This window comes from Bradyrhizobium sp. BTAi1, assembly GCF_000015165.1.
GTDB lineage: Bacteria > Pseudomonadota > Alphaproteobacteria > Rhizobiales > Xanthobacteraceae > Bradyrhizobium > Bradyrhizobium denitrificans.
The window spans coordinates 2,212,153-2,239,080 of record NC_009485.1; the positions used below are offsets into that span (position 1 = coordinate 2,212,153).

Sequence of the window (26,928 nt, forward strand, 5' to 3'; positions counted from 1 at the left end):
ATGAGCGCGCTTCGTGTCGCCATCGTCGGCTTCGGCAAGATCGCCAGGGATCAGCACGTCCCGGCCATCGCTGCCACCGAGGGCGTGACTTTGACGGCGGTCGCGAGCCGCAATGCCTCGCTGCCCGGCCTGCCGCATTTCGGCTCGATCGAGGAGCTGCTGCGCGACGGGCCGGAGATCGACGCCGTCGCGCTGTGCACGCCGCCGCAGGTCCGTCGCGCCCAGGCGCAGGCCGCGCTTGAGGCCGGCAAGCATGTGATGCTGGAGAAGCCGCCGGGGGCCGCTGTCACCGAGCTCGATCCGCTGATCGCGCTCGCGAACGCGAGGCAGCGCACGCTGTTTGCGACCTGGCACTCGCGCTATGCGCCAGCGGTGGAGCCGGCGCGCACGTGGTTGTCCTCGCGGCAGATCCGCAGCGTCCGCATCGATTGGAAGGAGGACGTGCGCGTCTGGCATCCGGGACAGGCCTGGATCTGGGAGCCGGGCGGGCTCGGCGTGTTCGATCCGGGGATCAATGCACTGTCGATCCTGACGCGCATCCTGCCCGAACCGGTGTTCCTGACCGAGGCGGAGCTGTCGTTCCCGTCGAACCGCCAGGCGCCGATCGCGGCCAATCTGTCGCTCACTACCGCCAGCGATCTGCCGATCGCGGCCGAGTTCGATTTCCGCCAGACCGGGCCGCAGAGCTGGGACATCCGGATCGAGACCGATGCCGGGCAGCTGAAGCTGTCGCTGGGCGGTGCGCGCATGAGCAGGGACGATCAGGTGATGATCGACGAGAAGGAGCGGGAATATCCCGGCCTCTATCGCCGCTTTGTCGCGCTGACGAAGACCGGCGCCAGCGACGTCGATCTTGCGCCGCTACGGCTCGTGGCCGACGCCTTCCTGCTCGGCCGCCGCAACTTCGTCGAACCGTTCGAGGATTGAGCCATGGCGGAGGCGCGGATTACCAAGGATGTGTTTGGCAGCCTGCCGGACGGTCGTGACGTCGAGCGCGTCACCCTGCGCGGCGCTGACGGTTTCGAGGCGCGGATCATCACCTACGGCGCGGCGCTGCAGGCGCTGCTGGTGCCGGATGCGCAAGGCGCCGTTGACGATGTTGTGCTCGGCCATGATGACCTGCTGAGCTATCTCAAGCTCCGGAAATATTTCGGTGCGACGGTCGGGCGCTACGCCAACCGGATCGCCAAGGCACGCTTTTCGCTCGACGGTCAGGACCTGCGCCTCGACGCCAACAACGGTGCCCATGCATTGCATGGCGGCCCCGACGGCTTCGACCGCAAGCTCTGGCAGATCGTCGCCACCGAAGATGGCGCCCAGCCCTCGGTCACGATGCTCTATGTCAGTCCCGACGGCGAGGCCAATTATCCGGGGCGGCTCGACGTCCGTGTCACCTATCAGCTGACGGGACCGATGGAACTGGCCGTCAGCTTCAGCGCCCGGACGACCCGCACGACGGTCGTCAACCTGACCAATCACAGCTTCTTCAATCTCGACGGCCTGACCGCCGGCACCGGCATTCTCGATCACTGTCTGACGGTCGAAGCCGACCACTATCTCGCGATCGACGAGACCGCGATCCCGCTGGAGGGACCGCCGCAATCCGTTGCCGGCACGCCGTTCGACTTCCGCGAAGCCCATCCGGTTGGCGCGCGCATCCGCGCCGACGATGCGCAGATCAAATGCGGCCGCGGCTATGACCACAATTTCTGCCTGCGCGACGGCACAGGTGTCCGTCCGGCGGCCCGGCTCGAGTCGCCGCGGTCGGGGAGGGTCATGGAGTTGCTCACCGATCAGCCCGGCCTGCAGGTCTATTCCGGCAACTATCTTGATGCCACCGTCAGCGGCAAGGGGCGGGTCTATCGCCAATCCGACGCCATCTGCCTGGAGCCGCAGGTCTGGCCGGACAGCCCGAACCGTCCGGATTTTCCAAGCCCGCGCCTTGGGCCCGACGACGTCTATAAGCACGAGACCGTGTATCGCTTCTCGACCACGGGAGCGTCGGCATGATGGAGCAGGTCCCGACCACCGTGCTCTGCGCCGAGCGCTGCCACCTCGGCGAAGGCCCGACCTATGATCCCGCGACCGACACCGCCTGGTGGTTCGACATCCGCGAGGGCCTGCTGTTCGAGGCCAGGATTGCCAGCGGCGAGGTTCGCCGCCATGCCCTGGGGAAGATGGCGAGCGCGCTCGGCCGCATCGATGACGCGCGACAGCTGATCGTGGCCGAGGACGGGCTGTACGTCCGCAGCATCGCTGACGGGGCGTTGTCGCTCTATCTGCCGCTCGAAGCTGACAATCCGGCGACGCGGTCGAACGATTCGCGCGTCCATCCCTCCGGCACGTTCTGGATCGGCACGATGGGGCGCAAGGCGGAGCGCGGGCTTGGCGCGATCTACGCGCTGCATCGCGGCGAGATCATCCGCCTGTTCCCGAACATCACCATTCCCAACGCCATCTGCTTCGCGCCGGACGGGTCGGTCGGCTATTTCGCCGATACGGACGAGAACGTGCTCTATCGAGTCGTCCTCGATCCAGAAACGGGTCTGCCGCGCAGCATGCCGGACGTGCTCTTGCGCCGCCGCGAGCCCGGCGGCATCGATGGCGCGATCGTCGATGCCGAGGGACTGATCTGGCATGCCTGCTGGGGCGCCGGTTGTGTCGATGTTTATAGCCCGTATGGCGAGTGTTTGCGCAGCATCGCCGTGCCGGCCAGCCAGGCGAGCTGCCCGGCCTTCGTCGGCCCGGACCTGTCGCGCCTGCTGGTCACCTCGGCGTGGCAGGACATGGACGCGGCTGCGAAGGCGGCCGACCCCGGCCATGGCCAGACCTTTCTGCTCGATGTCGGCGCCCGCGGTCGTGTCGAGCCTGACGTCAAGCTGTCGATCTGAGAGGAGGAACAATCAGTCAAGCGTCGTTCAGCCTAACAGCTAACTGGTATCAACATACGCAATCGCGTATTCATTGGTGAAATTCGAAAATCCAAAGGGAGTGAAGCATGCTGAATTTCAAGACCATCATGGCGGCCGCGTTGGCCGGCCTCGGCGCCCTGGCGCTGTCCGGCGCCGCAATGGCCCAGAGCAAGGGGACCGTGGGCATCGCGATGCCGACCAAGTCCTCGGCGCGCTGGATCGACGACGGCAACAACATTGTGAAGGTGCTGAAGGATCGCGGCTACGCCACCGACCTGCAATACGCCGAGGACGACATCCCGAACCAGCTCTCGCAGATCGAGAACATGGTGACCAAGGGCGCCAAGGTGCTGGTGATCGCCGCGATCGACGGCACCACGCTGTCCGACGTGCTGAAGCAGGCCAAGGCCAAGGGCATCACCGTGATCGCCTATGACCGCCTGATCCGCGACACGCCGAACCTCGACTACTACGCCACGTTCGATAACTTCCAGGTCGGCGTGCTGCAGGCGCAGTCGATCGTCGACAAGCTCGGACTGAAGGACGGCAAGGGTCCGTTCAACATCGAGCTGTTCGGTGGCTCGCCGGACGACAACAACGCCTACTTCTTCTACAATGGCGCGATGTCGGTGCTGCAGCCCTATCTCGACTCGGGCAAGCTGGTGATCGGCTCCGGCCAGAAGGGCATGGACAAGGTCGCGACCTTGCGCTGGGACGGCGCCACCGCCCAGGCCCGCATGGACAACCTGCTGAGCGCCTTCTACGGCAAGAAGCGCGTCGACGCGGTGCTGTCGCCCTATGACGGTCTGTCGATCGGCATCATCTCATCGCTGAAGGGCGTGGGCTATGGCAGCGCCGATCAGCCGATGCCGGTGATCTCGGGTCAGGACGCCGAGGTGCCGTCGGTCAAGGCGATCCTGCGCGGCGATCAGTACTCGACCATCTTCAAGGACACCCGCGATCTCGCCAAGGTGACCGCCGACATGGTCGATGCCGCGCTGGCCGGCAAGGAAGTCCCGGTCAACGACACCAAGACCTACAACAACGGTGTGAAGGTCGTTCCGTCCTACCTGCTCAAGCCGGTCGTGGTCGACAAGAGCAATTGGGAGAAGGTTCTGGTCGACAGCGGCTACTACAAGAAGGCCCAGTTCCAGTAATCTTGGTCGACGACTTACGCTCCCTCTCCCCGGTCTCGGGGAGAGGGATATATTTGCTGAAGCTCGCGCGGCGGGGGCGAGTTGGCGTCATGAACAGAGACACGAGACGATGACCGCAATCCTGGAAATGCGCAACGTCAGCAAGAGCTTCGGCAATGTCCAGGCCTTGCGGGACGTCAGCTTCGCCGTCGCGCCGGGCGAGATCCACGCTTTGGTCGGCGAGAACGGGGCCGGCAAGTCGACCCTGATGAAGGTGCTGAGCGGCGTCTATCCGCATGGCCGCTACGAGGGCCAGATCATCTTCGAAGGTGAGGAGCGGCGGTTCCGTGACATCAATGATTCCGAGGCGCTCGGCATCATCATCATCCACCAGGAGCTGGCGCTGATTCCGCTGATGTCGATCGCGGAGAACATCTTCCTGTCGCATGCGCCGTCACGCTTCGGCGTCATCGATCGCGACGAGGTCTACCGGCGCACCCAGCAATTACTGGCCCAGGTCGGCTTGAAGGAGTCGCCGGATACGCTGATCACCGATCTCGGCGTCGGCAAGCAGCAGCTGGTCGAGATCGCCAAGGCGCTGTCCAAGCGCGTCAAGCTCCTGATCCTGGACGAGCCGACCGCCAGCCTCAACGAGGCCGACAGCCAGGCGCTGCTCGATCGTCTCGTCGCCTTCCGCGAGCAGGGCATCTCCTCGATCCTGATCACGCACAAGCTCAACGAAGTCGCGCGCGTCGCCGACCGCATCACCGTGCTGCGTGACGGCCGCAGCGTCGACGGCATCGACTGCCGCGCCGAGCCGGTCCTGGAGGACCGCATCATCAAGAGCATGGTCAACCGCGACATGGCGCACCGCTTTCCCGAGCGCCAGCCGAAGATCGGCGAGCCGGTGTTCACGGTGGAGAACTGGTCGGTGTTCCATCCGCAGCACCCGGACCGGCGCGTCATCAAGAACGTCGATTTCCAGGTACGCCGCGGCGAGATCGTCGGCATCGCCGGGCTGATGGGGGCCGGCCGCACCGAGTTCGCCATGAGCCTGTTCGGCCGTTCCTGGGGCGTCAACATCTCTGGCCGCGCCCGGCTCGAGGGCAAGGACGTCAATCTCACCAGCGTGCCGGCGGCGATCGATGCCGGGCTTGCCTATGTCACCGAGGATCGCAAGCAGCTCGGCCTGATCCTGGCCGACGACGTCCGCAAGAACATCACTTTGGCCAGCCTCTCGCAGGTCGCGCCGAAGGGGGTGATCGACGATATTGCCGAGCTCAAGGCGGCGTCCGGTTACCGCGGCCGCATGCGCATCCGCTGCTCCGACGTCTATCAGGAGGCCGGCCAGCTCTCCGGCGGCAATCAGCAGAAGGTCGTGCTGTCGAAATGGCTCATGACCGATCCCAAGGTGTTGATCCTGGACGAACCCACGCGCGGCATCGACGTTGGCGCCAAATACGAGATCTACTGTATCATCCAGGAGCTTGCGGATGCCGGCCGCGGTGTGGTGGTGATCTCGTCGGAAATGCCGGAGCTGCTCGGGATCTGCGACCGCATCTGTGTGATGAATGACGGCGCCTTCGTCGGCGAGTTCGCCGCCCAGGAGGCGACACAGGAAAAGATCATGCGCGCGATCATGCGCAACGAAGCCATCAAGAACGAGGAGACGGCCGCGTAAGCGGTCGGAGGACGCCAGCCATGACCGACAAGACGGTTTCGCTCCCGGAAGAGAAGTCGCACGCCGGCTTCCTGAAGAATAATCTGCGCAGCTACGGCATGCTGATGTCGTTGTTCGTCATCATGCTGTTCTTCCAGTTCATGACCGACGGCACTCTGCTGCAGCCGCTCAACCTCACCAACCTGGTGCTGCAGAACAGCTACATCGTCATCATGGCGCTCGGCATGCTGCTGGTCATCGTGACCGGGCATATCGACCTCTCGGTCGGTTCGGTGGCGGGCTTCGTCGGCGCGGTCGCGGCCGTGCTGATGGTGCGCTATCACCTCGACTATCCGCTCGCGATCATCGCCTGCCTGATCGTCGGCGCCGCGATCGGCGCGGCCCAAGGCTATTGGGTGGCGTATTTCGGCATTCCCTCCTTCATCGTCACGCTTGCCGGCATGCTCGTGTTCAAGGGCTTGGCGCTGGCGCTGCTGCAGGGACAGTCGGTCGGTCCGTTCCCGGCGACGTTCCAGAAACTGTCGTCGGGCTTCATTCCGGAGCTCATTCCAAGCTCCGGCAATCTCAATCTGACCTCGCTCGCCATCGGCGCGGTGCTGACGCTGGTGCTGGTCTATGCCAGCGTGAAGGGACGCGCGCGTGAGGTCGAGCATGGCATCGAGGTCGAGCCGTTCGGCTTCTTCGCCGCCAAGAACGTCGTTCTGGCCGGTGCGCTGATGTATTTCACCTATCTGATCGCCTCGCATCGCGGCCTGCCGAACGTACTCGTGATCATGACCGCGCTGATCGCGCTCTACGGCTTCATGACGCGGCGCACCGTCGTCGGCCGGCAGATCTACGCCGTCGGCGGCAATGCCAAGGCGGCGAAGCTGTCGGGCATCAAGACCGAGCGCCTGGTTTTCATGACCTTCGTCAACATGGGCGTGCTGGCGGCGCTGGCCGGCCTGATCTTCGCCGCGCGGCTCAACACCGCGACGCCGAAGGCGGGGCTCGGCTTCGAGCTCGACGTCATCGCGGCCTGCTTCATCGGTGGCGCCTCCGCCTATGGCGGTGTCGGACGGGTCGGCGGCGCGGTCGTGGGTGCCATGATCATGGGCGTGATGAACAACGGCATGTCGATCCTTGGCATCGGCATCGACTACCAGCAGGTGATCAAGGGGCTCGTGCTGCTCGGCGCCGTCTGCATCGACGTCTACAACCAGCGTCGATAAACGGCAGCCGCCGATCCTGCCGCGGCGCGGCTTGATCATCTCAACGTGCATAGAGATGCCCGAAAATCACTAGCCCGGCCTTTGCGCCGGGCCGTAATGTTCCGGGCCCCGACTGCGGCAATCGGCGGAGAGTCTCTTAACTGATGCGTTGCTATCAGCCTCGGCGTATTTGCCGAGCCGATAGCGCATGTTCGATCTTTTCCACATCAAGGCCGATGTTCCGATCGATCGCCGGGCCGCGGTGCCTGCCGGGACGGCGGCGGCCGTCGTACTGGCCGCTCTCAGCAGGTTCTCCGCCAAGAGCAGTGAGCTGAGCAGCCCATGACGCGAACAGCGTGTCGCAATTGCAGCGCAGCGCGCGGGCATGCCTTGCGGAAACGGCGCCTGGCCAGGCGACATCTCAAGGTAGAGCGACCGTACTATTACGGCTCTCATCTTTAACAATACAACAATCGCTTTCCACCCAATTTGAACGAGTGACGGCGGCCGCGTGGGGTCCGTCGGTGGGCTTGAATTCAACTTCGGCAAGGCTGCCTGGGGGCGTCGAGCGCAACGGCTCGGTTGCCGCAGCGCACGGATGGTTCAACGATGACGGACGCCACCCCGAGCATTGAGACGTGCGCTGAAGCCGCTTCCGCGACAGCCTATCCTCTGCCGCAGATGCTGGACCTGATGCAGGCGTCGCAACTTCGTGACGAACTGATCAGACTGTCGGGACACGAGAGCATCCTGCTCGATGCGAGCGGCGTCGAGCGGATGTCGACGCCATGCGCACAGATTCTCCTTGCCGCCGGTCACGGGGCGAAGGCGGCCAACAAGCTTTTCAAGATCACGCAGGCATCCGAGCTGTTCAGGACGGCGATCGCCGATCTCGGACTCCGGCATGAGTTTGACAATTGGATGGAGTGACATGACCAAGCGAATTCTGGCAGTCGACGATTCGAAGACCATGCGTGACATGGTGTCCTTCACGTTGAAGAAGGCTGGCTTCGACGTAGCAGAAGCCGAAGATGGCAAGGCAGCGCTGAACGTGCTGACCGGCGGTAAGTTCGACTTGATCATCACCGACCTCAACATGCCGAACATGGATGGCATTTCGTTGATCAAGAGCGTGCGGGCCGGCAGTCAGCACCGCACGGTGCCGATCCTGATCCTCACGACCGAGAGCGATGGCGCAAAGAAGGCCGACGGCAAGGCGGCGGGCGCGACGGGGTGGCTGGTGAAGCCGTTCAATCCCGATCAATTGATCGCGACGGTCAACCGCGTATGTCCGTAGCATCCGAGCAAGAGGCCTATCCGGTCGCGCAGTTCCGCAAGACCTATTTCGAGGAATGCGCCGAACTGCTCGACGCCTTGCAGTCGAATCTCGAACTGTTGTCCAGCGGACAGGAGGACGACGAGACGCTGCACGCGATCTTCCGGTCGGTGCATTCCATCAAGGGTGGAGCCGGCGCGTTCGGCTGCACGGACCTCGTCGCCTTCTCGCACACCTTCGAGAGCCTGCTCGACGCCTTGCGCGATCACAAGATCGCGGTCACCAACGACATCAAGCAATTGCTGCTTCGGGCCAGCGATGCGCTGGCCGACATCGTCAATGCAGCGCGGCTCGAGCAGCAACTCGCGCCGAGTTTCGCCGTCGACATCCGCACGGCCATGCAGCACGTCCTGCAGGGCGCGGGCCCGGCGGCCGAGCCTGGCCCTGCGCCCGCCGCGTCCGACGCGAAGCCGCTCCATGAGCAGACATATCGCATCAGGTTCCGTCCACACACGGAGATGCTGAAGAAGGCGAACGAGCCGCTGCTCCTGATCCGCCAGCTCCGCAAGCTGGGCGCGCTCGCGATCGATGTCGATTGTTCGGCGCTCCCGGCGCTCGGCGCGCTGGATCCCGAGGCGGCCTATTTCAACTGGACCTTCACGCTCGAAACGGCGGTGCCGCGCAGCGGCATCCAGGACGTGTTCGAGTTCGTCGAGGATGATTGCGACCTTCAGATCGAGTTGCTCGAGTCCGCCACGGCCGCGGTCGAGGTTGCGCCGGGCGATGCCGGCAGTGCGGCGGCTCCCGTGGTCGCCGCAGTCTCCCTGGCTCAGTCGATCCGGGTCGACGTCGACAAGGTCGATCGGCTGGTGAATCTCGTCGGCGAGCTCGTGATCAGCCAGGCGATGCTGACGGAGCAGGGACTGGCGTTGCCGGCCGATAAATATCCCCAGCTCATTCAGGGCATCGAGGCGCTGGCCCAGAGTGCGCGTGAGCTGCAGGAAAGCGTGATGGCGATCCGCGCGCAGCCCGTCAAATCCGTGTTCGCGCGGATGCCGCGCATCGTGCGCGAACTGGCCGCCGTGCTCGGCAAGGAGGTGCGCATTGTCACCTCCGGCGAGATGACCGAGATCGACAAGACGGTCATCGAGCAGCTCAACGATCCGTTGACGCACATGATCCGCAACGCGCTCGACCACGGCATCGAACCGCCGGCCGAGCGGCTTGCCGCAGGCAAGCCGCGGCAGGGCACGATCAACCTCTCGGCCGCCCAGCGCAGCGGCCGCATCGTCATCGAGGTCTCGGATGACGGCCGCGGCATCAATCGCGACAAGGTCCTGGCCAAGGCGCGCGCGCGTGGCCTCGTGCCTGCAGGCGCCAATCTCAGCGATGACGACATCGACAATCTGATCTTCCTGCCGGCCTTCTCGACCGCCGAGGTGATCTCGAACATCTCGGGCCGTGGCGTCGGCATGGATGTCGTGAAGCGTAACGTGCAGGCGCTCGGTGGCCGGATCTCGGTGCGCTCGCGCTTCGGCCATGGCTCGTCATTCACGCTGTCGCTGCCGCTCACCTTGGCGGTGGTCGACGGCATGGTGGTGTCGGTCGGGCGCGAGACGTTCATCATTCCGCTGGTTGCGATCGTCGAGAATCTGCGTCCGCTCCCCGCCGACATTCATCCCGTGGTCGGCCGCGGCCATGTCCTGGCGTTGCGCGGCGAGTATCTGCCGCTGGTCTATCTGCATCGCGTGTTCTCGATCGGCGATGCGATCGGCGATCCCTGCCGGGGCATCGTGATCATCGTGCAGAGCGAGAGCGCCGGCCGCGTCGGTATCGTCGTCGACGAACTCCTCGGCCAGCAGCAGGTGGTGGTGAAGAGCCTCGAAGCCAATTACGAGCCGGTGGACGGCATCAGCGGCGCCACGATCCTCGGCAATGGCCGCGTCGCGCTGATCCTCGACGTCGCGCGCCTGCACGAGATCGACATGCGCGGCACGCCAGAACGGCTGCCGTCCCCGGAGCAATCGAGACCAGAATCCGCAAAGGACCTGACCCATGCAGCCTGACAACAAGCCGATCGCTCCGTTTGGCCAAGAAGCGGCGGTCAGCGAGAACGCGCAGCAGTTCATCACCTTCACGCTGGGCGCGGAGGAGTACGGCATCGACATCATGGTGGTCCGGGAGATCAAGGGCTGGACCGAAACGACCATGATCCCGAACGCTCCGCCCCATGTCCGGGGTGTCATCAATCTGCGCGGCATCATCGTTCCCATCTTCGACCTGCGCGCCCGGTTCGGCACCGGCGTGACCGTGCCGACCAATATGCATGTGGTGATCATCGTCGCCGCCGGCACGCGCACGGTCGGCCTGCTGGTCGATACCGTCTCGGACATCATCTCCGTCGATCCGAAAGACATCCGCGACGTGCCGGACATGGGCATGCCGACCGAGGATCAGTTCCTGGAGGGGCTGGTCGCGATCCAGAACAGGATGGTGACGCTGGTGTCGTTGTCGGGTCTGTTCGGGATGCCGGCTTCGTCAGTGACGCGTACGTCTGCCGCAGCCGCCGCGGCGGCCGCCTAACCCCTACAATTTACGAGATCGTCATGAGCGACACTTTCGAGGAGAACATCATGCAGGACTTCACCACGGACGGCGCTCCGGGCGATGGCGCGCCCAAATCGAAGGCAAGGTCGCGGAGCAGTCGTCCGCGGTCGTCCGCCGCGAAGGCTCCGGCGGCAGCGCCCCGCGCGGTGAGCCGTGACGATCAGATGACAGCCGTCGTCGAGAAGGTCACCAGCGCCGTGATGCTGGTCGATAACGATCTCAAGATCACATACCTCAATCAAGCCTCGAAGCAGCTGTTCGGCCAGCACCTCACGGAGTTTCGCAAGGTCTGGCCGACCTTCGATCCCGCCGCCATGGTCGGGACCTGCATCGACGTCTTTCACCGCAATCCGGCGCATCAGCGGACGATGCTCGCCAATCCGGCCAATCTGCCGTTCCGCACCGACATTTCCGTCGGACCGCTCAAGATCTCGCTCAACGTCAATGCGATGCGGAACGCGCAGGGCGTCAACCAGGGCTTCATGCTGGAATGGGCGGATGTCACCGAGATCCGCAGCCAGGCGTCGCAGCTCGCGGCCATCGATCGTTCGCAGGCGATGATCATGTTCTCGCTCGACGGCAAGATCGAATATGCCAACGAGAACTTTCTGCGAACGCTGGGCTACTCGCTCGACGAGATCAAGGGCCAGCACCATTCGATGTTCGTCGATCCCGTCTATCGCCAGTCGACCGACTATCGTCTGTTCTGGGACAAGCTCGGGCGTGGCGAATATGACGCCGGACAATACAAGCGCATCGGCAAGGGGGGGCGCGAGGTCTGGATCCAGGCGAGCTACAATCCGATTCTCGATCAGTCCGGCAAGCCCTTCAAGGTGGTGAAATACGCGACCGACATCACCAGCGAGGTGATCCGCAACGCCGACTTCGCCGGCCAGATCGACGCCATCAACAAGGCCCAGGCGGTGATCCAGTTCACGTTGGACGGCAAGATCCTCGACGCCAACGACAACTTCCTCAATACGCTGGGCTACTCGCTGGCCGAGATCAAGGGCCAGCATCACTCGATCTTCGTCGATGTCGCCTATCGCAGCTCGACCGACTACCGCATGTTCTGGGACAAGCTCGCGCGTGGCGAATATGAGGCCGGTCAATACCGACGGATCGGCAAGGGCGGCCGCGAAGTCTGGATCCAGGCGAGCTACAACCCGATCATGGGGCCCGACGGCAAGCCGGTCAAGGTCGTCAAATATGCGACCGACGTCACCGAGCAGGTCAAGGCCTCCGAGGCGCTGCAAACAGCGGTGCGGCAGACGCAGGCGGTGGTCGACGCCGCCAAGAACAACGATCTTCGCGAGCGCATTCCGACGGACGGCAAGTCGGGCGAGATCGGCCAGCTCTGCGACGGCGTGAACGGGCTGCTCGACACGATGTCGTCCATCCTTGCCGACGTGCTCGAAAGCTCGCAGACGCTGTCGAGCGCCGCGCGCGAGATCGCGAACGGCAACACCGACCTGTCGCAGCGGACGGAGGAGCAGGCGGCCAGTCTGGAGGAGACGGCGGCCAGCATGGAGGAGCTGACCTCGACCGTCCGGCAGAACGCCGAGAATGCACAGCAGGCGAACAAGCTCGCGTCATCTGCATCCGACGTCGCGATCAGGGGCGGCACCGTGGTGGCCGAGGTCGTGCAGACCATGGAGGGCATCACCCATGCGAGCCGCAAGATCGCCGACATCATCGGGGTGATCGACGAGATCGCATTCCAGACCAACATCCTTGCGCTCAACGCCGCGGTCGAAGCCGCGCGCGCCGGCGACCAGGGCCGCGGCTTCGCGGTGGTCGCCGCCGAAGTGCGTAACCTCGCGCAGCGCAGTGCCAACGCGGCCAAGGAGATCAAGGGGCTGATCTCGGACTCGGTGTCCAAGGTGGAATCGGGCTCGCGCCTGGTCGACACCGCCGGCAAGACGATGGAGGAGATCGTCCAGTCGGTGAAGCGGGTCACCGACATCATGGCCGAGATCTCGGCGGCGTCGCAGGAGCAGCGCGGCGGCATCGAGCAGGTCAACAACGCCGTCACCCAGATGGACAAGGTGACCCAGCAGAATGCCGCTCTGGTGGAGGAGGCTGCTGCGGCAGCCAAGTCAATGGAGGAGCAGACCGAGACGATGTCGGAGATGGTCGGCCGCTTCATGGTGCTGCCAGAATTCGAGCGCGGCCGCCCCTATGCGGCAAAGACCGGCAATCCGGTGGTCGACCGGTCGCTTGGCAAGGACAAGCTCGCAGCGATGCGGGCCCCCGCCGGCAAGCCCGCGCCTGCGTCCGCCCCGCGCCCCTCGCCAGCGCGCGCTGCCGAGATGGAGCCGGTGCGTCGCCGCGTGGTCGGGGCCGGCGACGTCGATTGGAAGGAATTCTAGGCCGCGACGCGGCGTCCCCGTCGGTGCGGGGGCGCCTCTCTGGGGTGCCGGGAGACCATGGTGCAGGAACAGTTCGCGCTTGAAGACAACGACTTTCGCAAGCTGTCCAAGCTTGTGATGGATACGGCCGGCATCGTGCTGAGCGAGCGCAAGCGTGCCTTCATCCATGGACGGCTGGGGCGGCGGCTGCGCGCGCTCGGCCTGGCGGACTTCTCACAATATTGCCGTCTGCTGGAAACGGATGACGGTGACGATGAGCTGCGCAATTTCATCAACGCCGTCACCACCAATCACACGAGCTTCTTCAGGGAAGCCCACCATTTCGATTTCCTTTCGCGGGTCATCATTCCGGAATTCCTGAGCGGGAATACGACACGCCTGCGGATCTGGTCTGCGGGCTGCTCGACCGGGGAGGAGCCCTACAGCATTGCCATGACCTTGGCCGCCGGCCCGACGGCGCTGATGGAGCGCGACATCAAGATCCTCGCGACCGATCTCGATACGAATGTGATCGCCCGTGGGGCCGAGGGCGCATACGAGCTGGAGCGGGCCGAGGGGATCCCGGATGCCTATCGCAAGCGGTTCACCCGGTTGCGCGACAGCAAGGTCGTCATGAACGATGAGCTCTGCAGACTCATCACTTTCGTCCATCTCAATCTGCTCGGGCCCTGGCCGATGTCGGGGCCCTTCGACATCATCTTCTGCCGCAACGTGGTGATCTATTTCGACAAGCCGACCCAACGTCGCTTGTTCGACCGCTACGCCGATCTGCTCAGGCCCGACGGCTGGCTGATCGCCGGGCACTCGGAAAACCTGCTCGGCGTCTGCGAGCGTTTCGATCTGGTCGGACGAACGATCTATCGGAGGCGCAGATGATCAGGGCGAAGAGCAGGCGGCGTCAAACGACGGATGCCTCGGTCTCCGACGACCTTCTGACATGTCCTCGGAAGTATCGCGACGAGCGCTTTGACGCGATCGCGGTCAAGCTCTTTCCGGGAGAGCACTATGTCACCGACGCCGTGGACGAGATGCTCGTTACCGTGCTCGGGTCCTGTGTTGCAGCCTGCATCCGTGATCCGCAAACCCGGGTCGGCGGCATGAACCATTTCATGCTGCCGGAGAGCTTTGGCGATTGGGGCGACGTGTCCGACGGGATGCGCTATGGCAATGTCGCGATGGAGCGGCTGATCAACGACATTCTCGCCCGGGGCGGCGCCCGACGCCGCCTGGAGATCAAGGTGTTCGGCGGCGCCAATGTGCTGAATGGCATGGCGAAGATCGGGCATCGCAACGCCGACTTCGTCGAAGACTATCTGGCGGCGGAACACCTTCCCATCGCAGCGTATCACCTGCGCGGCTCGCTGCCGCGCCGTGTTCACTACTTCCCGGTAACCGGCCGCGTGATGCTGCTCGAATTGCCGCGCGCCGATCATGATGCCCTTGTCCGCAACGAGACGTCCTACAAGACACGAATCCAGGTCGAACCCGTTGCCGGATCGGTCGAGATTTTTTGAGGCAGTAAGATGAGTGCCATTCGCGTTCTGATCGTCGACGACTCCGCCTTCGTGCGGCAGATGTTGACGGATCTCCTTTCAAGTGATCCGGGAATCGAGGTCCTCGGCGCCGCGCCCAATCCGATTGTGGCGCGCGATATGATCAAGTCCCTCAATCCTGATGTGCTCACGCTCGACATCGAGATGCCGCGCATGGACGGCCTCGCTTTTCTGGACAAGATCATGACCCTGCGTCCGATGCCGGTGCTGATGATCTCATCTCTCACGCAGAAAGGCGCGGATACGGCCGTGCGCGCCCTGGAAATGGGAGCCTTTGACTGCGTGGCGAAGCCCGTCATTGGCCTTGTCGAGGGACTGCCGGCCTTGCGCGACGAGATCGTCACCAAGGTCAAGGCGGCCGCGGCGGCGAAGATCCGGCCGCGCTCGGGAGACGAGGTCCGCCCTCTACACCGGCCCGGCGTATCGTATAGTTCGTCCGAAAAGATCATTGCGGTGGGCGCGTCGACCGGCGGCGTCGAAGCGCTGCAGGAGCTGTTGATGGCGTTTCCATCGGATGCGCCGGCTGTCGTGATCACGCAGCATATGCCGGCGATGTTTACGGCGTCCTTCGCCAACCGCCTCAATCAGCTGTGCGCAGTCACCGTCAAGCAGGCCGAGAGCGGCGAGCGGGTGCTGCCGGGCCATGCCTATATCGCACCGGGCGGCTGCCATCTGGAGCTCGCCCGCAATGGCGCGAACTACGTTTGCCGGGTTCACGACGAGCCGGCCGTGTCAGGACACCGGCCGTCGGTCGACGTTCTGTTCCGGTCCGTCGCCCACGCCGCGGGGCTCAATGCGATTGGCGTCATCCTCACCGGCATGGGCCGGGACGGTGCGCTCGGGCTGTTGGAAATGCGCTCGGCCGGAGCGTCGACCATCGGTCAGGACGAGGCGACATGCGTGGTCTACGGCATGCCGAAGGCGGCGCGGGAATGTGGCGCCGTTGAGATCGAGCTGCCGCTCAACAAGATTGCCGATCAGGTCCTGAAGCGGTGCGAGTCGCTCGCTGCGCGCGGCGTCAGGGTGTAATCCATGTTCGGTTGGAAACAGAGCAACGCGGCTGCAGCGAAGCCGCCCAGCCCGGAGCCGTCGCCGGCGCTTGCGCCGGTTGCGCCCTCACAGCAGGACGAGTTGATGCGCCGGTGGATCGCGTTCGCCGGCATGCAGCAGCGCGTGATCCGGACGCTTGTCAGCGAGATCCAGCAGACCTCCGCCGTGGTGGAGACCGAGGCGGACAGTCTGAGCAGCCGGTTTCAGCGTCTCGCCGTCTGCGCGGGGCAGCAGACGGAACGCGTCGAAAGCCTGAGCAAGCTCGCGATGGGCATCGAGGTCGATGGCGAGGCGATCGCGATCGATCGCATCGCGGGTCTGCTCGAGGAGACATTGAGCGACGTCGTCGAGAAGATCCTGCTGCTGTCGAAGGACGCGATGTCGATGGTCTACGCGTTGAGCGAGCTCAACGGGAACGTCAACCGCGTCGACTCCTGCATGGAAGAGTTGAACAAGATCAACCGCGTCACCAATATGCTGGCGCTCAATGCCAGGATCGAGGCGGAGCGGGCTGGAACGGCGGGCGCAGCGTTTCGTGTGGTCGCCGGTGAGGTCCGCGAGCTGTCGAGCGCCACGCAGCGGTTGTCCGTCGACATGGCGACGGAGCTGCATGCCGTCACCCAGGGCATCGAGAACGGCCACGAAACGCTGCAGCGCGTCGCGACCATCGATATGTCGCAGAACCTGATGGCCAAGGACCGTCTCGAGCTGCTGATGAACGCCCTGATCGAGCGCGGCGGCAACCTGACCGAAGTCGTCAATGAAGCGATGAAAGAAGCCGAGGTGATCTCGGCCGACGTCGCCGGCATGATCACGGGCATCCAGTTCCAGGATCGCACGCGGCAACGGCTCGAACATGTGGTCGACACGTTGCGCGTTGTCGACGAGGCGCTCGACGAGCTGAAGACGACGACGGCCGATGTCCTGGATGAACCGGTCGTGGAGACGACAATCGACAATGAATGGGTCAAGACGCTGCTCGATCGGTTCACGCTCGGCGAATTGAGGTCGCGCTTCGTCGCGCAGATTCTCGAAGGCAAGCAGCCGGCCGATCCGAGCGAAACGGAGGCCAGCCCTTCGCAGACGGGGACCATTGAACTGTTTTAGGAGAGACAAGCATGCAGATCCACATGGACAACGCAGGTGGTCCGATCGCGATGAGCGGCGAGTTCACCTTTAGCGATCATGTTCCGTTCAAGCAGATGGTGACCGAAATCTTCGCCGCTCCCGGCCGGTCGGTCGTGATCGATCTTTCGAAGCTGGATTTCATCGATTCGGCCGGTCTCGGCATGCTGTTGCTGGCCCGGGACGAGGCCAAGAAGAATCATCGCGAGCTCATCCTTCGGCGGCCGAGCGGGCAGGTGAAACGCATGTTCGCGGTCACCAAGTTCAACACGCTCTTCACCGTTGAGGAGTGATCCTCGATGTATGTGTCGGTCGACCGGCAGGTTCCTGCAGACGCGTTCCTGTCGTGCTGGAACGGCGCTTCGGAACAGACGCTGGACGCTGCCTTGGCGCGTCCCGCGCGTCGATGCATCGAAGCCGGGCTGCTCGACCGTTCCGCTGAGATTTACGAAGGCGCGGATCTGTCCACCGACAAGGCTCTCAGTCTCGTCATCACCACGCGCTCCGCATATCGCCACTCCGTCGTGAAGACCTATGTTCAGGCGCTCGGCGAGCGTCTTGCGCTCACCGAGGATCTGCGGATCAGGGTTTACAGCGCCGTGCAGGAGGCGCTGATGAACGCGGTTCTGCACGGCAACCTCAGGATCGACGGTGGGCTGCGCGGCAGCCTCGACGGCCTGATCGCCGCCCAGGCGATCATCGAGGCGAAGCTCGAGTCTCCGGAGGTCGGCAGTTCGATGATCCGGTTGGACGCGGATTGGACGTCGTCCGCGCTCGCGATCACGGTCCGCGACAGCGGCGATGGTTACGATTACAGCGGCGTGCGGCCCGCAGCCGAGGATGGCATGTCGGGGCGTGGCCTCGAGATTCTCCAGGTGTTCTCCGACCGGGTGACCGTGCTGAACGGCGGTACGACGGTCAGGCTGGAGTTTCAGCTATGCCCCTGAGCGCGCAGGGGGGCGAAGTGACCTCCGAGGACAGAATCCTGAGCGACGACATCACCGGCGCGAAGATCCTGATCGCGGATGACGATCCGCTGTGTCGCCAGCTCGTCGCCGGCGTCCTGCGGCAGCAGAAATTCACCAGGTTGGAATTCGCCGATGGCGGCCGCTCGGCTCTGGAGCAGGTCAGGAGCTTCCGGCCGGACCTGATCCTGCTGGACATGCAGATGCCGGATCTGAACGGGCTGGACGTCTGCGGCCAGCTGCGCGCCGACCCCGACTTTGCCGACGTCCCGATCCTGCTGCAGACCGCGACCGTCGACCGCAAGAAGATGGGAGAGCTGTTCTGCGGCGGTGCCTCTGATTTCCTCTCCAAACCGGTCAATCCGTCCGAGCTGATCGCACGTGTCGTTGCGCATATCGAGCGCTGGAACTCGTTGCGCGAGTTGCGCTTCTATCGTGAGCGCATCTCCCGCGAGCTCGAGGCGGCGCGGCGCATGCAGTTCGAGCTGCTGCCCGAGCCTGCGGCCTTGCAGGAGGCGGCGCACGCGCTCGGTCTGCGGATCGCGTCCTATAATCGGCCGTCCTCGGAGCTCGGGGGGGATCTCTGGGGCGTGCTCCCGATCGACGACGGATCGTTTGGAATCTTTCTGGCTGATTTCACCGGCCATGGCGTCAATGCCGCCCTCAACACCTTCCGCCTGCATGCGCTGATCCACGAATACAAGGAGCTGCACGGCGATCCGGGCGCGCTGGTCTCGATGCTCAATGAGCGCCTGGTCCGGCTGCTGCGCATCGGCCAGTTTGCGACATTCCTCTACGTCGTCGTGGATCATCAGAAAGGCGAGATCAGGTTCGCCTCCGCTGGCGCGCCGCCGGCGATCCTGGTTCAGGGCACGGCGGCGCGGGCCCGGCTGTGCGACACGAGCAGCCTTCCGCTCGGCATCGAGCGAGGCGTGCAATACCTCACCTCCAAGCGCAGATTTCCCGCCGGCTCGCTGCTTCTGCTGTTCAGCGATGGCCTGCCCGAATTCCCGAATGCGAAGGGCCGCAGGATCGGCGACAAGGGGCTGGTCACGGCGCTGAACGCCTGTCCTGCCGGACTGACGCCCAAGGAGGTGATCGACCAGCTCTGTGCCGCTGCAGGCATCACAGCGACCAGCCCGCTGCCCGACGATACCACGATCGTCTGTCTTGACCGCCGCATCGCGCCGCGGGCGACGCCGTGCGATGACGGCAGGGCCGTCCGCACGCCGGCAGCCAAGCAGGTGCCGACGAACCTGTCGAACGGAGCGCAGTGAGATGATCGCGGCCCATGATCAGCCGCTGCTCGATCAGGATCAGCTCGATCTGCTGCGTGCGGCGCTCGACCCCGGCGCGCTGCGGGCGATGTTGGCGCAGCTGCCTGCGGCGGCCGCGGATGCGCTCGCCGCCATCACGGCAGCGCTTGCGGCAGGCGATCTCGACGGTGCGCGAAAGGCTGCGCATGTGCTCAAGGGATCCTGCTCGAGCCTCGGCGCCGCGCGGCTGGCCGAGATCGCGCGGGACATCGAGCTCGATCGCGCGACCACCGCCGAGATGGCGGCATGCCTGCCGCTGCTGTCGGAGACCATCGAGGCGACCGCGGATGCGCTGAGCAGAGTGGTGGAGCGCGCATGACGCCGCCGATGCCGAACCCGACGGGGGCGTCGTCCGAGGCGTTGCTCGAAGCGATGCAGGCGCCGCCGCCCGCTGCGGGGGCGCTGTCCTTCCGCATGTTCCTGGCGTCGGTTCTGGCCGCTGCCGCAACGGTCGTGGCGGTCGAGCTGCTGACGGATCTGCAGAAGGATCGTATCGTGTCGCTGCTGATGCTCGCCTTCGGCGCCGTGGTCGTCATGATCGTCCTGACATCGATGCTGATCCGCAAGAGCCGACACGCCATCGCGCTCGCGAACGCACTGGCCCGGCAGAACGATCAGCTGGCGCAGACCACGCGGCTGCTGGGCGATGCGCAGCGGATCGGCAGGCTCGGCCATTGGGTGACCGATCCCAGCGGCGAGTTCGCGGTGTGGTCCGATGAGCTGTTCGAGATCGCCGGACTGGAGCCGGTCGATCAGGTCGCCTTCGCCAAGATGCTCGACATCATCCACCCGGAGGATGTCGGAGCCTATGTGCGCGCGAGAGACCGGTCGCGCGCGACCGGCTGCGCCTTCATCCAGGAGCTTCGCTTCGTCACGCCGAACGGCCAGGTCCGCTGGGTGAGGATCGAGGCCAATGCCAGCGACGAAGCCGACGGCGTGTTTCGAGAGCGCTTCGGCATCGTGCAGGACATCACCGAGCGCAAGCTCGCCGAGATCAACGCGGATCAGGCCCGGCTGCTGCTGATGGATGCCATCGAGTCGCTGACCAATGGCTTCGTGCTGTTCGACAAGGACGATCGTTTCGTGATGTCGAACACGATGTTCCGCGAAATGTTTCCGGCCTGGACCGTCCTGATGAAGCCGGGCATCTCGTTCACCGAGCTGATGCGACGGGCTTATGAGCACGGGCTGATCCGGTCGAAGGGCGATCGCTTCGAGGAGTGGCTCGCGCGCAAGACGGCCTGGCATCTCGGCGGCAGCCGGATGATCGAGCACCGCGAACTCAACGGCCGCTGGATCCAGAGCGTCGATCATCGCATCTCCGATGGCGGAACGGTCTGTTTGGTAACCGATATCACCGCCTTCAAGACGGTTCAGGCCGAGCTCGAACAGAAGCTTGCCTATGTCGAAGCCATCCGCTCCGATCTCGAGCAGCAGACGCAGGAGCTGGAGGCGAGAGGGGCCGAGCTGCGCGCGGCGCGTGACGCCGCGGAAGCCGCCAATCGGGCCAAGTCGGATTTTCTGGCCATCATGAGCCACGAGATCCGGACGCCGCTCAGCGGCATGGTCGGCATGGTCGATCTGTTGCGCGGCACCTCGCTCAGCGAGGAGCAGAAGCGGTACACGGCGCTGGCCAAGGAATCGGCGGACCTGCTGCTGGAGGTGATCAACGACATTCTCGATTTCTCGAAGCTCGAAGCCGGGCGGCTGCAATCGGAATGTATCGATTTCGACGTTCCGAATCTGGTCGAGAGCGCGGTCTCGTTCATGGGCGAGAAGGCGAGGAGGCGGGGCCTCGATCTCAAGGTCAGCCTCGCGCCGGGCCTGCCGCAATATCTCGAGGGCGATCCGACCCGCATCCGCCAGGTGATGCTGAACCTGGTCGGCAATGCGATCAAATTCACGGAGCAGGGCTCGATCGAAGTGCGCGCCTCGCATCGCCAGCTGGATGGCGGCGTCGTCGACCTCAGGATCGAGGTGATCGATACCGGCATCGGCATGTCGCCGGAGATCCTGGCGCAGATCTTCGATCCGTTCGTCCAGGCCGACACGTCGATCTCGCGCAAATATGGCGGCAGCGGTCTCGGGCTTGCGATCTGCAGGCAGCTCTGCACCATCATGGGCGGCAGCATCGGCGTCGACAGCGAGCTCGGCCGCGGCAGCCGCTTCTGGTTCGAGACCAAGTGCCGGTGCGGCGAGGCGCTGGCGCTGCCGGCCGAGACGGTCGTGGCGAGTGTCGACCGCCCGCTGGACATTCTGGTCGCCGAGGACAGCCCGATCATCGCGACCCTGATCCAGAGCCTGCTGGTGAAGCAGGGGTTCAGGCCGACGATGGTGGTCAATGGCGCCGAGGCGATCGCTGCCATCTCCGACAAGGTCTACGATCTCGTCCTGATGGACGTGCAGATGCCGGAGATGGACGGCATCTCGGCCACCAAGGCGATCCGTCAACTCCCGGGTCCCGAGCGCTGCGTTCCGATCATCGCGCTGACCGCGAATGCGCTGGTCGGGCAACGCGAAACCTATCTGGCGGCGGGCATGAACGACTATGTGACCAAGCCGATCCAGCCGCCGCTGCTGTTCGCCGCGATTCGCCGCTGGGCGCTGCCGCAATATGCCGACGCGCCGCCGCTGCAGGCAGGCGGCAACGGGCAGCTCGAGATGTTCGTCTCCTGACCGGGTCGCCGCAAGCGCCGGCGGCTTGGACCATCCGGGGCCGCCGCCGGCCTGCGCGCGTGCAGCCACGGCGCCCATGGAGAATGGTCCAAAGCAGGATTTGCTACGATTGGTCCAGCTGACAGTAGGACTTTGCCTTCGTCACAGCGAACAAAGAAATTCTGTGAGATTGCGACTTTCTCACGACACGACTTTGATGGCGCATCATTGGCGCTGGCCGCGCGGCGTGTCGCGCGGGAGGAAAGATCGATGTCGGACGTTGCAATCAGCTCGGCCAAGCAGGCCGTGACCAAGGGAAACCTGACGGAGGACTGGCTGGCGCTGGTCATTGGCGTTCTCGTTTTTGCCCTGTCTTTGTTCAGCCTCGGCGGCATCGATCTGCTCGGCTGGGCGGTCACCACGTCGGTCTACACCGACCTTGGCAAGGCATTGGCGCCGGTGGCCAAGGGTTATGCCGCGCTCGGCGGCATCGGCTCGCTCGCTGCGACCTATGTGTCGCTGCTTGTGGTGCTCACGGCCGGAGTCGCGGCGCTTGGCGGCGACGTCAAGCGCTTCATCCTCGCCTTCACCATCGTGTTCGCAATTGCCTATGCGAGCTGGATCGTCGGCAGCTATGCCTATATCGCCGTGGTGACGCCGGCCGATCAGCAGAAGTTCGGCATCTCTTGGTCGCTGAAGCTGACCAATGAAGGCGGCTTCATCGTCGCGCTTGTCGCGGGCCTCGTGATCGCCAACGTCTTCCCGCGCTTCGCCGAGTGGCTGAAGGAGGCGATCCGGCCCGAGCTCTATATCAAGATCGCGATCGTGATCCTCGGGGCCACCATTGCGGTGACTGCCGCCGGCCGGCTCAATCTGGCGTCGTCGATCCTGCTGCGCGGCGTCGCCGCCATCATCGAGGCCTATCTGATCTACTGGTCGGTGGTGTATTTCGTGGCCCGCAAATGGTTCGGCTTCAGCCGCGAATGGTCGGTGCCGCTCGCGTCCGGCATCTCGATCTGCGGCGTCGCAGCGGCGATCGCGACCGGCGGCGCCATTCGCGCGCGGCCCGCGGTGCCGATCCTGGTGTCGTCGCTGGTGGTGGTGTTCGCGGTGGTCGAGATCCTGATCCTGCCGTTCCTGGCGCAGACCTTCCTGTGGCAGGAGCCGCTGGTCGCGGGGGCCTGGATGGGCCTGGCGATCAAGACCGACGGCGCAGCGGTCGCCGGTGGCGGCATCACCGAGTCGCTGATCCTGGCAAAGGCCGCGGCCGAAGGCATCAAATATCAGCCGGGCTGGATCCTCGCGACCACGGCCACGGTGAAGGTGTTCATCGATATCTTCATCGGCATCTGGGCCTTCATCCTCGGCTACATCTGGACCAACCACATCACGCCGCGCACAGACAAGGCGAAGGCCGGCGAGATCTGGGAGCGCTTCCCGAAATTCATCCTCGGCTTCGTCGCGGTGTTCGCGATCTCGCTGTGGCTCGCGACCGGCACCACGCCCGAGATCGGCAAGGCGCTGCCTGCGGCCGCCAACGAGGCCAACGTGTTTCGCGTGATCTTCTTCATCCTGACCTTCTTCTCGATCGGCGTGCTCTCGGATTTCCGCAAGCTCTGGCAGGACGGCTTTGCCAAGCTCGCCGCAGTCTATGTCGTCAGCCTGTTCGGCTTCGTCATCTGGGTCGGATTGTTGATTTCCTGGCTGTTCTTCAGCGGCTTCAAGCCGCCGCTCGCCAGCTGATCGGGAGAGGTTGCAATGTCATCATCCGAATTCAAGACCGAGACGGCAAGCGAGGTCGAGCCGTTGCTGCCGATCGAGAAGAAGCTGATCGGTTATAGTCTCGGCCTCGGTATCGTTCTTCTGGTGATCCTGGTGGCGATCAATCACCTGTTTCCCGTGCAGCTGTAAGGACACCGCCACACGCGGCCGTCATTGCGAGGAACCCCAAGGCGATGAAGCCATCCAGAGTCGCCGTGACGCCCTGGATGGCTTCGCTGCGCTCGCAATGACGGAGTCATGCAGTGGGACAAGCGAAGAGTGGGCAAAGCGGCGCGTGCGCCCACCTGCCGTGACGTTCCTGGCCAACTACACCACGTGGAAATTCGACACGGAATCATTGGCGAGTTGGGCGACCAGCTGCAGCTCCCAGTCGATATAGGCCTGCATCGCCGCGGTGGCGTTATCAGTGCCCTCATAGGGACGCTTGTAGACGTCGTCAGGCGTCGAGATCCATGACTGGCGCTCGGTGTCCAGGGCATGTCCCGCGTCCGTCCAGGCGCGCGTGCCGCCCGAGAGCACGCGGAGCTCTCGCTTGGTTGCCGCGCGTGCGTCGGCGAGCGCAAACGCAGCCTCCGCGCCGTCGGCGCTGACCAGCACGATCGGGCCCTCACCGGGCAGCCTGGCGAGATCCGTGGCAAAGCGCGACGCCAGCACGAAATGCGCGGCCGGAATGTGCCCGGTCTTGTAGGCCGGACTGCGGGAGAGGTCGACGATCGTCCAGGACGCGGGGGCGGCTGCAAGCTCTCCGACACCGATGGCGGCGCCGCCAAGGTCCGGCAGCGCCGGCCGGCGCGCGGCCGGGATCACGGCTTCTGTCGGCGCAACCACGTCCGGCCCAATGATCGATGCGTCCCACCCCATCTGCGTCAGCCATGACGCCGTCATGCGCGCGCGTACGCCATCATCATCGAACAGCACAAGCCGCGCGCCGCGCACGCCGACCCATTCGTCGGTCGCCTGCACCAACTGGCCGCCGGGTGCGGAGGCGAAGCCGGCCGGATGGCCGGCGGCATATTCCTCGGGCGTGCGGACGTCGAGGCAATAGAGCGTGCGCGTGCCGGCCTCGGCCTGGAAGCGCGCGAAGGTCGCGGCATCGAGCTCGCCGACGCCCACGCGCGCGGCCCAGGCCTTGGCATCGGCCAGCGCCGCCGCGTAGCTCGCCTGCGGCCGCTCCAACATCCGCGCGGTCTTGCCGCGCTCGACCTGGTGGCCGGCCAGCGTCCAGCCGATGGTGCCGTTGCGCAGCGCATAGATCTTGTTCGGCAGCCCAGCATTGATCAGCGACTGCGTGCCGATGATCGAGCGCGTGCGGCCGGCGCAATTGACGATGATGGTGGTGTCGGGCGAGGGCGCGATCTCGCGCGCCCGGAATGCGAGCTCGCCGCCGGGCACGCTGACGCCGCGCGGAATGCTCATGGTGCGATATTCCTCGAACCGCCTTGCGTCGAGGACGACGAGATTGGACTCGTGCTCGATCAGCGCCTTGGCGTCGTCAGCGGACAGTGACGGGGTGTGCCGGATCGCCTCGACCAACTCGCCGAACGCCTTGCTCGGCACGTTGACGTCGCGGAACACTTCGCCGACCCGGGCATAGCCCGCGAGTCCGCCGTCGAGGATCGACACGTCGCGATAACCCAGTGCATGGATGCGCGGCACCGCGCGCGCCGCATAGCCTTCGCCGTCATCATAGACCACGACCGGCGCGCTCAGCCGCGGGATCAGGTCGAGAATGCGCAGTTCGATCTGCGACAGCGGCAGCGACACCGCGAAGAACGGATGCGATAGCGAGTAGGGGCCTTCCTCGCGGACGTCGAGCAGCGCCACTTCTTCCTGGGCCCGCCAGCGCCGCCGCAGCTCCGTCGGGGTGATGAAGCGGACCTGGTCAGGCGGTGTTGCGGTCGGGCCAGAGGTTGGGGACGGTGTCATTCGAATATCCGGAGATGAAGTCCTTGGCGGTGCCGGTCTCCGCGTCGAACACCGCGCGGCGGATGCGGCCGATATTGCCGCCATAGACGTGGATGCTGATCGAGGAGCGGTCCGCCAGACCGTTGGAGATGGCGTGGATGTCGCCAATCTGTGGCGATACCGCGGCGGTTTGTCCAGCCCGCAACCGTTCCGGCTGGCCGGCGCGCAACGTTCCGTCCGGCCGCCGTTCATAGCTCACCGAGAGCTCCTCGCCCCTGAGCACGCCGACCAGGCCCCAGACGCGATGATCGTGCACCGGCGTGCCCTGGCCCGGACCCCAGACGAAGCTGACGATCGAGAACCGCTCCAGCGGATCGGCGTAGAGCAGATATTGGCGGTACTTCTCCCCACCCGCCACGGCATAGGCCTCGGGCAGCCAGTCGTCATATCCGACCAGTTCAGCAAGCTTGGGCGCGAGGGCGGTGAGCAGCGTTGTCTCGTCTGTGGTGCCCGCAATCAGGCGTGCGGTAGCGGCGACGAAGTCGCGGAAGCGCGCGATATCAGTCATGGTCGACTCGTGGGATTGGACGGAGCGTCGAAGCCGAGGCTGGTCCGCTCACACGTGAGGGCCGAGCATCGCGAGGTAAAACAGATCTTCGTTTGACAGCTCCGCCGCAGGAGGCCGGATGAAGGGGCCGCCAGCACCGGCACGGCGGTCAGGCTGCCATTCCGTGAGCAGATGACCGAACAAGCCTCCGAGCCAGCCTTCAAGCCATGAGACGTAGCGCACGATCGCCTCCGCTTCGTTTGATCACGCGTTTGATATCACGCCTCGATCGGGATCGAACAGAGCCGGTTGTGGCCCAGCATCAATTTGGCAGATCATGCCTGCTGAAACGCCTCGTCGGCAAATTCCTTTTCCGTGTCATGCGACTCGCGCGCGTATGCTTCTCCCAATCCTGAGTCGGCATCAGCATTCCGGCCCATCAGGCTCTCATGCCAACGCGTCCGGAACGCCATCCACGAGGCATGATCTTGAAACGCGACCTCGGCGAACCATTCCACCGTCACGGCGCCGCTCGGCCAATAGCGTTCCTGATCGTGCCAGCACACCACCGGCCAGCGCGGATTGCGGTAGGAGCGCCCGCTCTCGTCATGCAGCGACGGCCGGCCGAGATGATCGATCAGCCATGACATGACCTCCGGAAGAAAGGTCGCGGCGAACGACACGCCGTGGCGGCCGAGCCGTTGCGGCATCCGCATGACCCGCTGATCGATGATCGCAAAGGCCGGCGGCACGGCGCCGACATTGAACTGCCGGATCATCAGCAGGCGGAAGCCGCATTCGCAAAGCTCGGCCGGGACGGCATGGATCGCCGTCGGCTGCAGGGGAGCCGTCATGT

26 protein-coding genes are annotated in these 26,928 nt (G+C 64.7%); 23 read left to right on the plus strand and 3 right to left on the minus strand.

What is annotated here, in order from left to right; genetic code table 11:
- The 23 genes from BBTA_RS09945 (at position 1) to BBTA_RS40705 (ending at position 23,749) form a co-directional block, all read left to right on the plus strand.
- Positions 1-927, plus strand: coding sequence for a Gfo/Idh/MocA family protein (locus tag BBTA_RS09945; RefSeq protein ID WP_012042351.1), 927 nt, complete (start codon positions 1-3; stop codon positions 925-927).
- A gap of 3 nt (positions 928-930) precedes the next feature.
- A complete protein-coding gene (locus tag BBTA_RS09950; RefSeq protein ID WP_012042352.1) occupies positions 931-2,010 on the plus strand; it encodes an aldose epimerase family protein in 1,080 nt (359 codons plus the stop codon).
- Positions 2,010-2,891, plus strand: coding sequence for an SMP-30/gluconolactonase/LRE family protein (locus tag BBTA_RS09955; RefSeq protein ID WP_012042353.1), 882 nt, complete (start codon positions 2,010-2,012; stop codon positions 2,889-2,891). Before BBTA_RS09950 ends, BBTA_RS09955 begins: the two co-directional genes overlap by 1 nt.
- A gap of 107 nt (positions 2,892-2,998) precedes the next feature.
- Positions 2,999-4,069: a multiple monosaccharide ABC transporter substrate-binding protein gene (chvE, locus tag BBTA_RS09960; protein ID WP_012042354.1), complete on the plus strand. Its 1,071-nt coding sequence runs from the start codon at positions 2,999-3,001 to the stop codon at positions 4,067-4,069.
- A 109-nt stretch (positions 4,070-4,178) separates the two neighbouring features.
- Entirely contained in the window at positions 4,179-5,729 is a 1,551-nt protein-coding gene (gene mmsA, locus BBTA_RS09965; protein WP_012042355.1) for a multiple monosaccharide ABC transporter ATP-binding protein, read from the plus strand.
- 20 nt (positions 5,730-5,749) lie between these two features.
- Positions 5,750-6,940: a multiple monosaccharide ABC transporter permease gene (gene mmsB, locus BBTA_RS09970; protein WP_012042356.1), complete on the plus strand. Its 1,191-nt coding sequence runs from the start codon at positions 5,750-5,752 to the stop codon at positions 6,938-6,940.
- A 187-nt stretch (positions 6,941-7,127) separates the two neighbouring features.
- A complete protein-coding gene (locus tag BBTA_RS40700) occupies positions 7,128-7,265 on the plus strand; it encodes a hypothetical protein (protein ID WP_168167881.1) in 138 nt (45 codons plus the stop codon).
- Between the two features lie 236 nt (positions 7,266-7,501).
- Entirely contained in the window at positions 7,502-7,849 is a 348-nt protein-coding gene (locus BBTA_RS09975) for an STAS domain-containing protein (RefSeq protein ID WP_244424396.1), read from the plus strand.
- 1 nt (position 7,850) lies between these two features.
- Positions 7,851-8,216 carry a response regulator gene (locus BBTA_RS09980; protein WP_012042358.1) on the plus strand — a complete coding sequence of 122 codons (366 nt, stop codon included), beginning with the start codon at positions 7,851-7,853 and terminating at the stop codon, positions 8,214-8,216.
- Positions 8,207-10,261, plus strand: coding sequence for a chemotaxis protein CheA (locus BBTA_RS09985; RefSeq protein ID WP_012042359.1), 2,055 nt, complete (start codon positions 8,207-8,209; stop codon positions 10,259-10,261). The genes BBTA_RS09980 and BBTA_RS09985 overlap by 10 nt, the downstream gene beginning before the upstream one ends.
- On the plus strand, positions 10,251-10,778 hold the full coding sequence (locus BBTA_RS09990; RefSeq protein WP_012042360.1) for a chemotaxis protein CheW: 528 nt from the start codon (positions 10,251-10,253) through the stop codon (positions 10,776-10,778). Before BBTA_RS09985 ends, BBTA_RS09990 begins: the two co-directional genes overlap by 11 nt.
- Positions 10,779-10,828: 50 nt before the next feature.
- Positions 10,829-13,174: a methyl-accepting chemotaxis protein gene (locus BBTA_RS09995; protein ID WP_012042361.1), complete on the plus strand. Its 2,346-nt coding sequence runs from the start codon at positions 10,829-10,831 to the stop codon at positions 13,172-13,174.
- A 57-nt stretch (positions 13,175-13,231) separates the two neighbouring features.
- Positions 13,232-14,050 carry a protein-glutamate O-methyltransferase CheR gene (locus BBTA_RS10000; RefSeq protein WP_041750520.1) on the plus strand — a complete coding sequence of 273 codons (819 nt, stop codon included), beginning with the start codon at positions 13,232-13,234 and terminating at the stop codon, positions 14,048-14,050.
- Positions 14,047-14,688 (plus strand): chemoreceptor glutamine deamidase CheD, encoded by a 642-nt coding sequence (gene cheD / locus BBTA_RS10005; protein WP_012042363.1) that lies wholly within the window; start codon positions 14,047-14,049, stop codon positions 14,686-14,688. Before BBTA_RS10000 ends, cheD begins: the two co-directional genes overlap by 4 nt.
- 9 nt (positions 14,689-14,697) lie before the next feature.
- A complete protein-coding gene (locus BBTA_RS10010; RefSeq protein WP_012042364.1) occupies positions 14,698-15,756 on the plus strand; it encodes a chemotaxis response regulator protein-glutamate methylesterase in 1,059 nt (352 codons plus the stop codon).
- Between the two features lie 3 nt (positions 15,757-15,759).
- Positions 15,760-16,884 (plus strand): methyl-accepting chemotaxis protein, encoded by a 1,125-nt coding sequence (locus tag BBTA_RS10015; protein WP_012042365.1) that lies wholly within the window; start codon positions 15,760-15,762, stop codon positions 16,882-16,884.
- Positions 16,885-16,895: 11 nt separating this feature from the next.
- Positions 16,896-17,195, plus strand: a complete 300-nt coding sequence (locus tag BBTA_RS10020) for an STAS domain-containing protein (protein ID WP_012042366.1) — start codon at positions 16,896-16,898, stop codon at positions 17,193-17,195.
- A gap of 6 nt (positions 17,196-17,201) precedes the next feature.
- Complete coding sequence (locus BBTA_RS10025) at positions 17,202-17,849, plus strand: ATP-binding protein (protein ID WP_012042367.1); 648 nt, start codon at positions 17,202-17,204, stop codon at positions 17,847-17,849.
- Positions 17,840-19,144, plus strand: coding sequence for a PP2C family protein-serine/threonine phosphatase (locus tag BBTA_RS10030; protein ID WP_012042368.1), 1,305 nt, complete (start codon positions 17,840-17,842; stop codon positions 19,142-19,144). The genes BBTA_RS10025 and BBTA_RS10030 overlap by 10 nt, the downstream gene beginning before the upstream one ends.
- Before the next feature lies 1 nt (position 19,145).
- Positions 19,146-19,502, plus strand: a complete 357-nt coding sequence (locus BBTA_RS10035; RefSeq protein ID WP_012042369.1) for an Hpt domain-containing protein — start codon at positions 19,146-19,148, stop codon at positions 19,500-19,502.
- The gene (locus BBTA_RS10040) at positions 19,499-21,859 is read left to right on the plus strand and encodes an ATP-binding protein (protein WP_012042370.1); all 2,361 of its coding nucleotides are present in this window, start codon (positions 19,499-19,501) and stop codon (positions 21,857-21,859) included. The genes BBTA_RS10035 and BBTA_RS10040 overlap by 4 nt, the downstream gene beginning before the upstream one ends.
- 249 nt (positions 21,860-22,108) lie before the next feature.
- Positions 22,109-23,581, plus strand: a complete 1,473-nt coding sequence (locus BBTA_RS10045; RefSeq protein ID WP_049795482.1) for a putative sulfate exporter family transporter — start codon at positions 22,109-22,111, stop codon at positions 23,579-23,581.
- Between the two features lie 15 nt (positions 23,582-23,596).
- Positions 23,597-23,749 (plus strand): hypothetical protein, encoded by a 153-nt coding sequence (locus tag BBTA_RS40705; protein WP_012042372.1) that lies wholly within the window; start codon positions 23,597-23,599, stop codon positions 23,747-23,749.
- 177 nt (positions 23,750-23,926) lie between these two features.
- Here the strand turns inward: BBTA_RS40705 and BBTA_RS10050 are convergent, their stop codons facing one another.
- From BBTA_RS10050 to BBTA_RS10060, 3 genes are all read right to left on the minus strand, one after another.
- Positions 23,927-25,546: a rhodanese-like domain-containing protein gene (locus BBTA_RS10050; RefSeq protein WP_012042373.1), complete on the minus strand. Its 1,620-nt coding sequence runs from the start codon at positions 25,544-25,546 to the stop codon at positions 23,927-23,929.
- On the minus strand, positions 25,503-26,093 hold the full coding sequence (locus BBTA_RS10055) for a cysteine dioxygenase (protein WP_012042374.1): 591 nt from the start codon (positions 26,091-26,093) through the stop codon (positions 25,503-25,505). The genes BBTA_RS10050 and BBTA_RS10055 overlap by 44 nt, the downstream gene beginning before the upstream one ends.
- A gap of 314 nt (positions 26,094-26,407) precedes the next feature.
- The gene (locus BBTA_RS10060; RefSeq protein WP_012042375.1) at positions 26,408-26,926 is read right to left on the minus strand and encodes a hypothetical protein; all 519 of its coding nucleotides are present in this window, start codon (positions 26,924-26,926) and stop codon (positions 26,408-26,410) included.
- Between the last annotated feature and the right edge of the window lie 2 nt (positions 26,927-26,928).

What these genes read in the sequence shown, in the direction of transcription:
- BBTA_RS10025 (WP_012042367.1), top strand. Translation starts at nt 17,202, where the DNA reads ATGTATGTGTCGGTCGACCGGCAGGTTCCTGCAGACGCGTTCCTGTCG.
- BBTA_RS40705 (WP_012042372.1), top strand. Translation starts at nt 23,597, where the DNA reads ATGTCATCATCCGAATTCAAGACCGAGACGGCAAGCGAGGTCGAGCCG.
- BBTA_RS09995 (WP_012042361.1), top strand. Translation starts at nt 10,829, where the DNA reads ATGCAGGACTTCACCACGGACGGCGCTCCGGGCGATGGCGCGCCCAAA.
- BBTA_RS10045 (WP_049795482.1), top strand. Translation starts at nt 22,109, where the DNA reads ATGTCGGACGTTGCAATCAGCTCGGCCAAGCAGGCCGTGACCAAGGGA.
- mmsA (WP_012042355.1), top strand. Translation starts at nt 4,179, where the DNA reads ATGACCGCAATCCTGGAAATGCGCAACGTCAGCAAGAGCTTCGGCAAT.
- mmsB (WP_012042356.1), top strand. Translation starts at nt 5,750, where the DNA reads ATGACCGACAAGACGGTTTCGCTCCCGGAAGAGAAGTCGCACGCCGGC.
- BBTA_RS10020 (WP_012042366.1), top strand. Translation starts at nt 16,896, where the DNA reads ATGCAGATCCACATGGACAACGCAGGTGGTCCGATCGCGATGAGCGGC.
- BBTA_RS10040 (WP_012042370.1), top strand. Translation starts at nt 19,499, where the DNA reads ATGACGCCGCCGATGCCGAACCCGACGGGGGCGTCGTCCGAGGCGTTG.
- BBTA_RS10015 (WP_012042365.1), top strand. Translation starts at nt 15,760, where the DNA reads ATGTTCGGTTGGAAACAGAGCAACGCGGCTGCAGCGAAGCCGCCCAGC.
- BBTA_RS10055 (WP_012042374.1), bottom strand. Translation starts at nt 26,093, where the DNA reads ATGACTGATATCGCGCGCTTCCGCGACTTCGTCGCCGCTACCGCACGC.
- BBTA_RS09990 (WP_012042360.1), top strand. Translation starts at nt 10,251, where the DNA reads ATGCAGCCTGACAACAAGCCGATCGCTCCGTTTGGCCAAGAAGCGGCG.
- BBTA_RS10050 (WP_012042373.1), bottom strand. Translation starts at nt 25,546, where the DNA reads ATGACACCGTCCCCAACCTCTGGCCCGACCGCAACACCGCCTGACCAG.
- BBTA_RS10000 (WP_041750520.1), top strand. Translation starts at nt 13,232, where the DNA reads ATGGTGCAGGAACAGTTCGCGCTTGAAGACAACGACTTTCGCAAGCTG.
- chvE (WP_012042354.1), top strand. Translation starts at nt 2,999, where the DNA reads ATGCTGAATTTCAAGACCATCATGGCGGCCGCGTTGGCCGGCCTCGGC.
- BBTA_RS09980 (WP_012042358.1), top strand. Translation starts at nt 7,851, where the DNA reads ATGACCAAGCGAATTCTGGCAGTCGACGATTCGAAGACCATGCGTGAC.
- BBTA_RS10010 (WP_012042364.1), top strand. Translation starts at nt 14,698, where the DNA reads ATGAGTGCCATTCGCGTTCTGATCGTCGACGACTCCGCCTTCGTGCGG.
- BBTA_RS09950 (WP_012042352.1), top strand. Translation starts at nt 931, where the DNA reads ATGGCGGAGGCGCGGATTACCAAGGATGTGTTTGGCAGCCTGCCGGAC.
- cheD (WP_012042363.1), top strand. Translation starts at nt 14,047, where the DNA reads ATGATCAGGGCGAAGAGCAGGCGGCGTCAAACGACGGATGCCTCGGTC.
- BBTA_RS10035 (WP_012042369.1), top strand. Translation starts at nt 19,146, where the DNA reads ATGATCGCGGCCCATGATCAGCCGCTGCTCGATCAGGATCAGCTCGAT.
- BBTA_RS09945 (WP_012042351.1), top strand. Translation starts at nt 1, where the DNA reads ATGAGCGCGCTTCGTGTCGCCATCGTCGGCTTCGGCAAGATCGCCAGG.
- BBTA_RS10030 (WP_012042368.1), top strand. Translation starts at nt 17,840, where the DNA reads ATGCCCCTGAGCGCGCAGGGGGGCGAAGTGACCTCCGAGGACAGAATC.
- BBTA_RS10060 (WP_012042375.1), bottom strand. Translation starts at nt 26,926, where the DNA reads ATGACGGCTCCCCTGCAGCCGACGGCGATCCATGCCGTCCCGGCCGAG.
- BBTA_RS09955 (WP_012042353.1), top strand. Translation starts at nt 2,010, where the DNA reads ATGGAGCAGGTCCCGACCACCGTGCTCTGCGCCGAGCGCTGCCACCTC.
- BBTA_RS09985 (WP_012042359.1), top strand. Translation starts at nt 8,207, where the DNA reads ATGTCCGTAGCATCCGAGCAAGAGGCCTATCCGGTCGCGCAGTTCCGC.
- BBTA_RS40700 (WP_168167881.1), top strand. Translation starts at nt 7,128, where the DNA reads ATGTTCGATCTTTTCCACATCAAGGCCGATGTTCCGATCGATCGCCGG.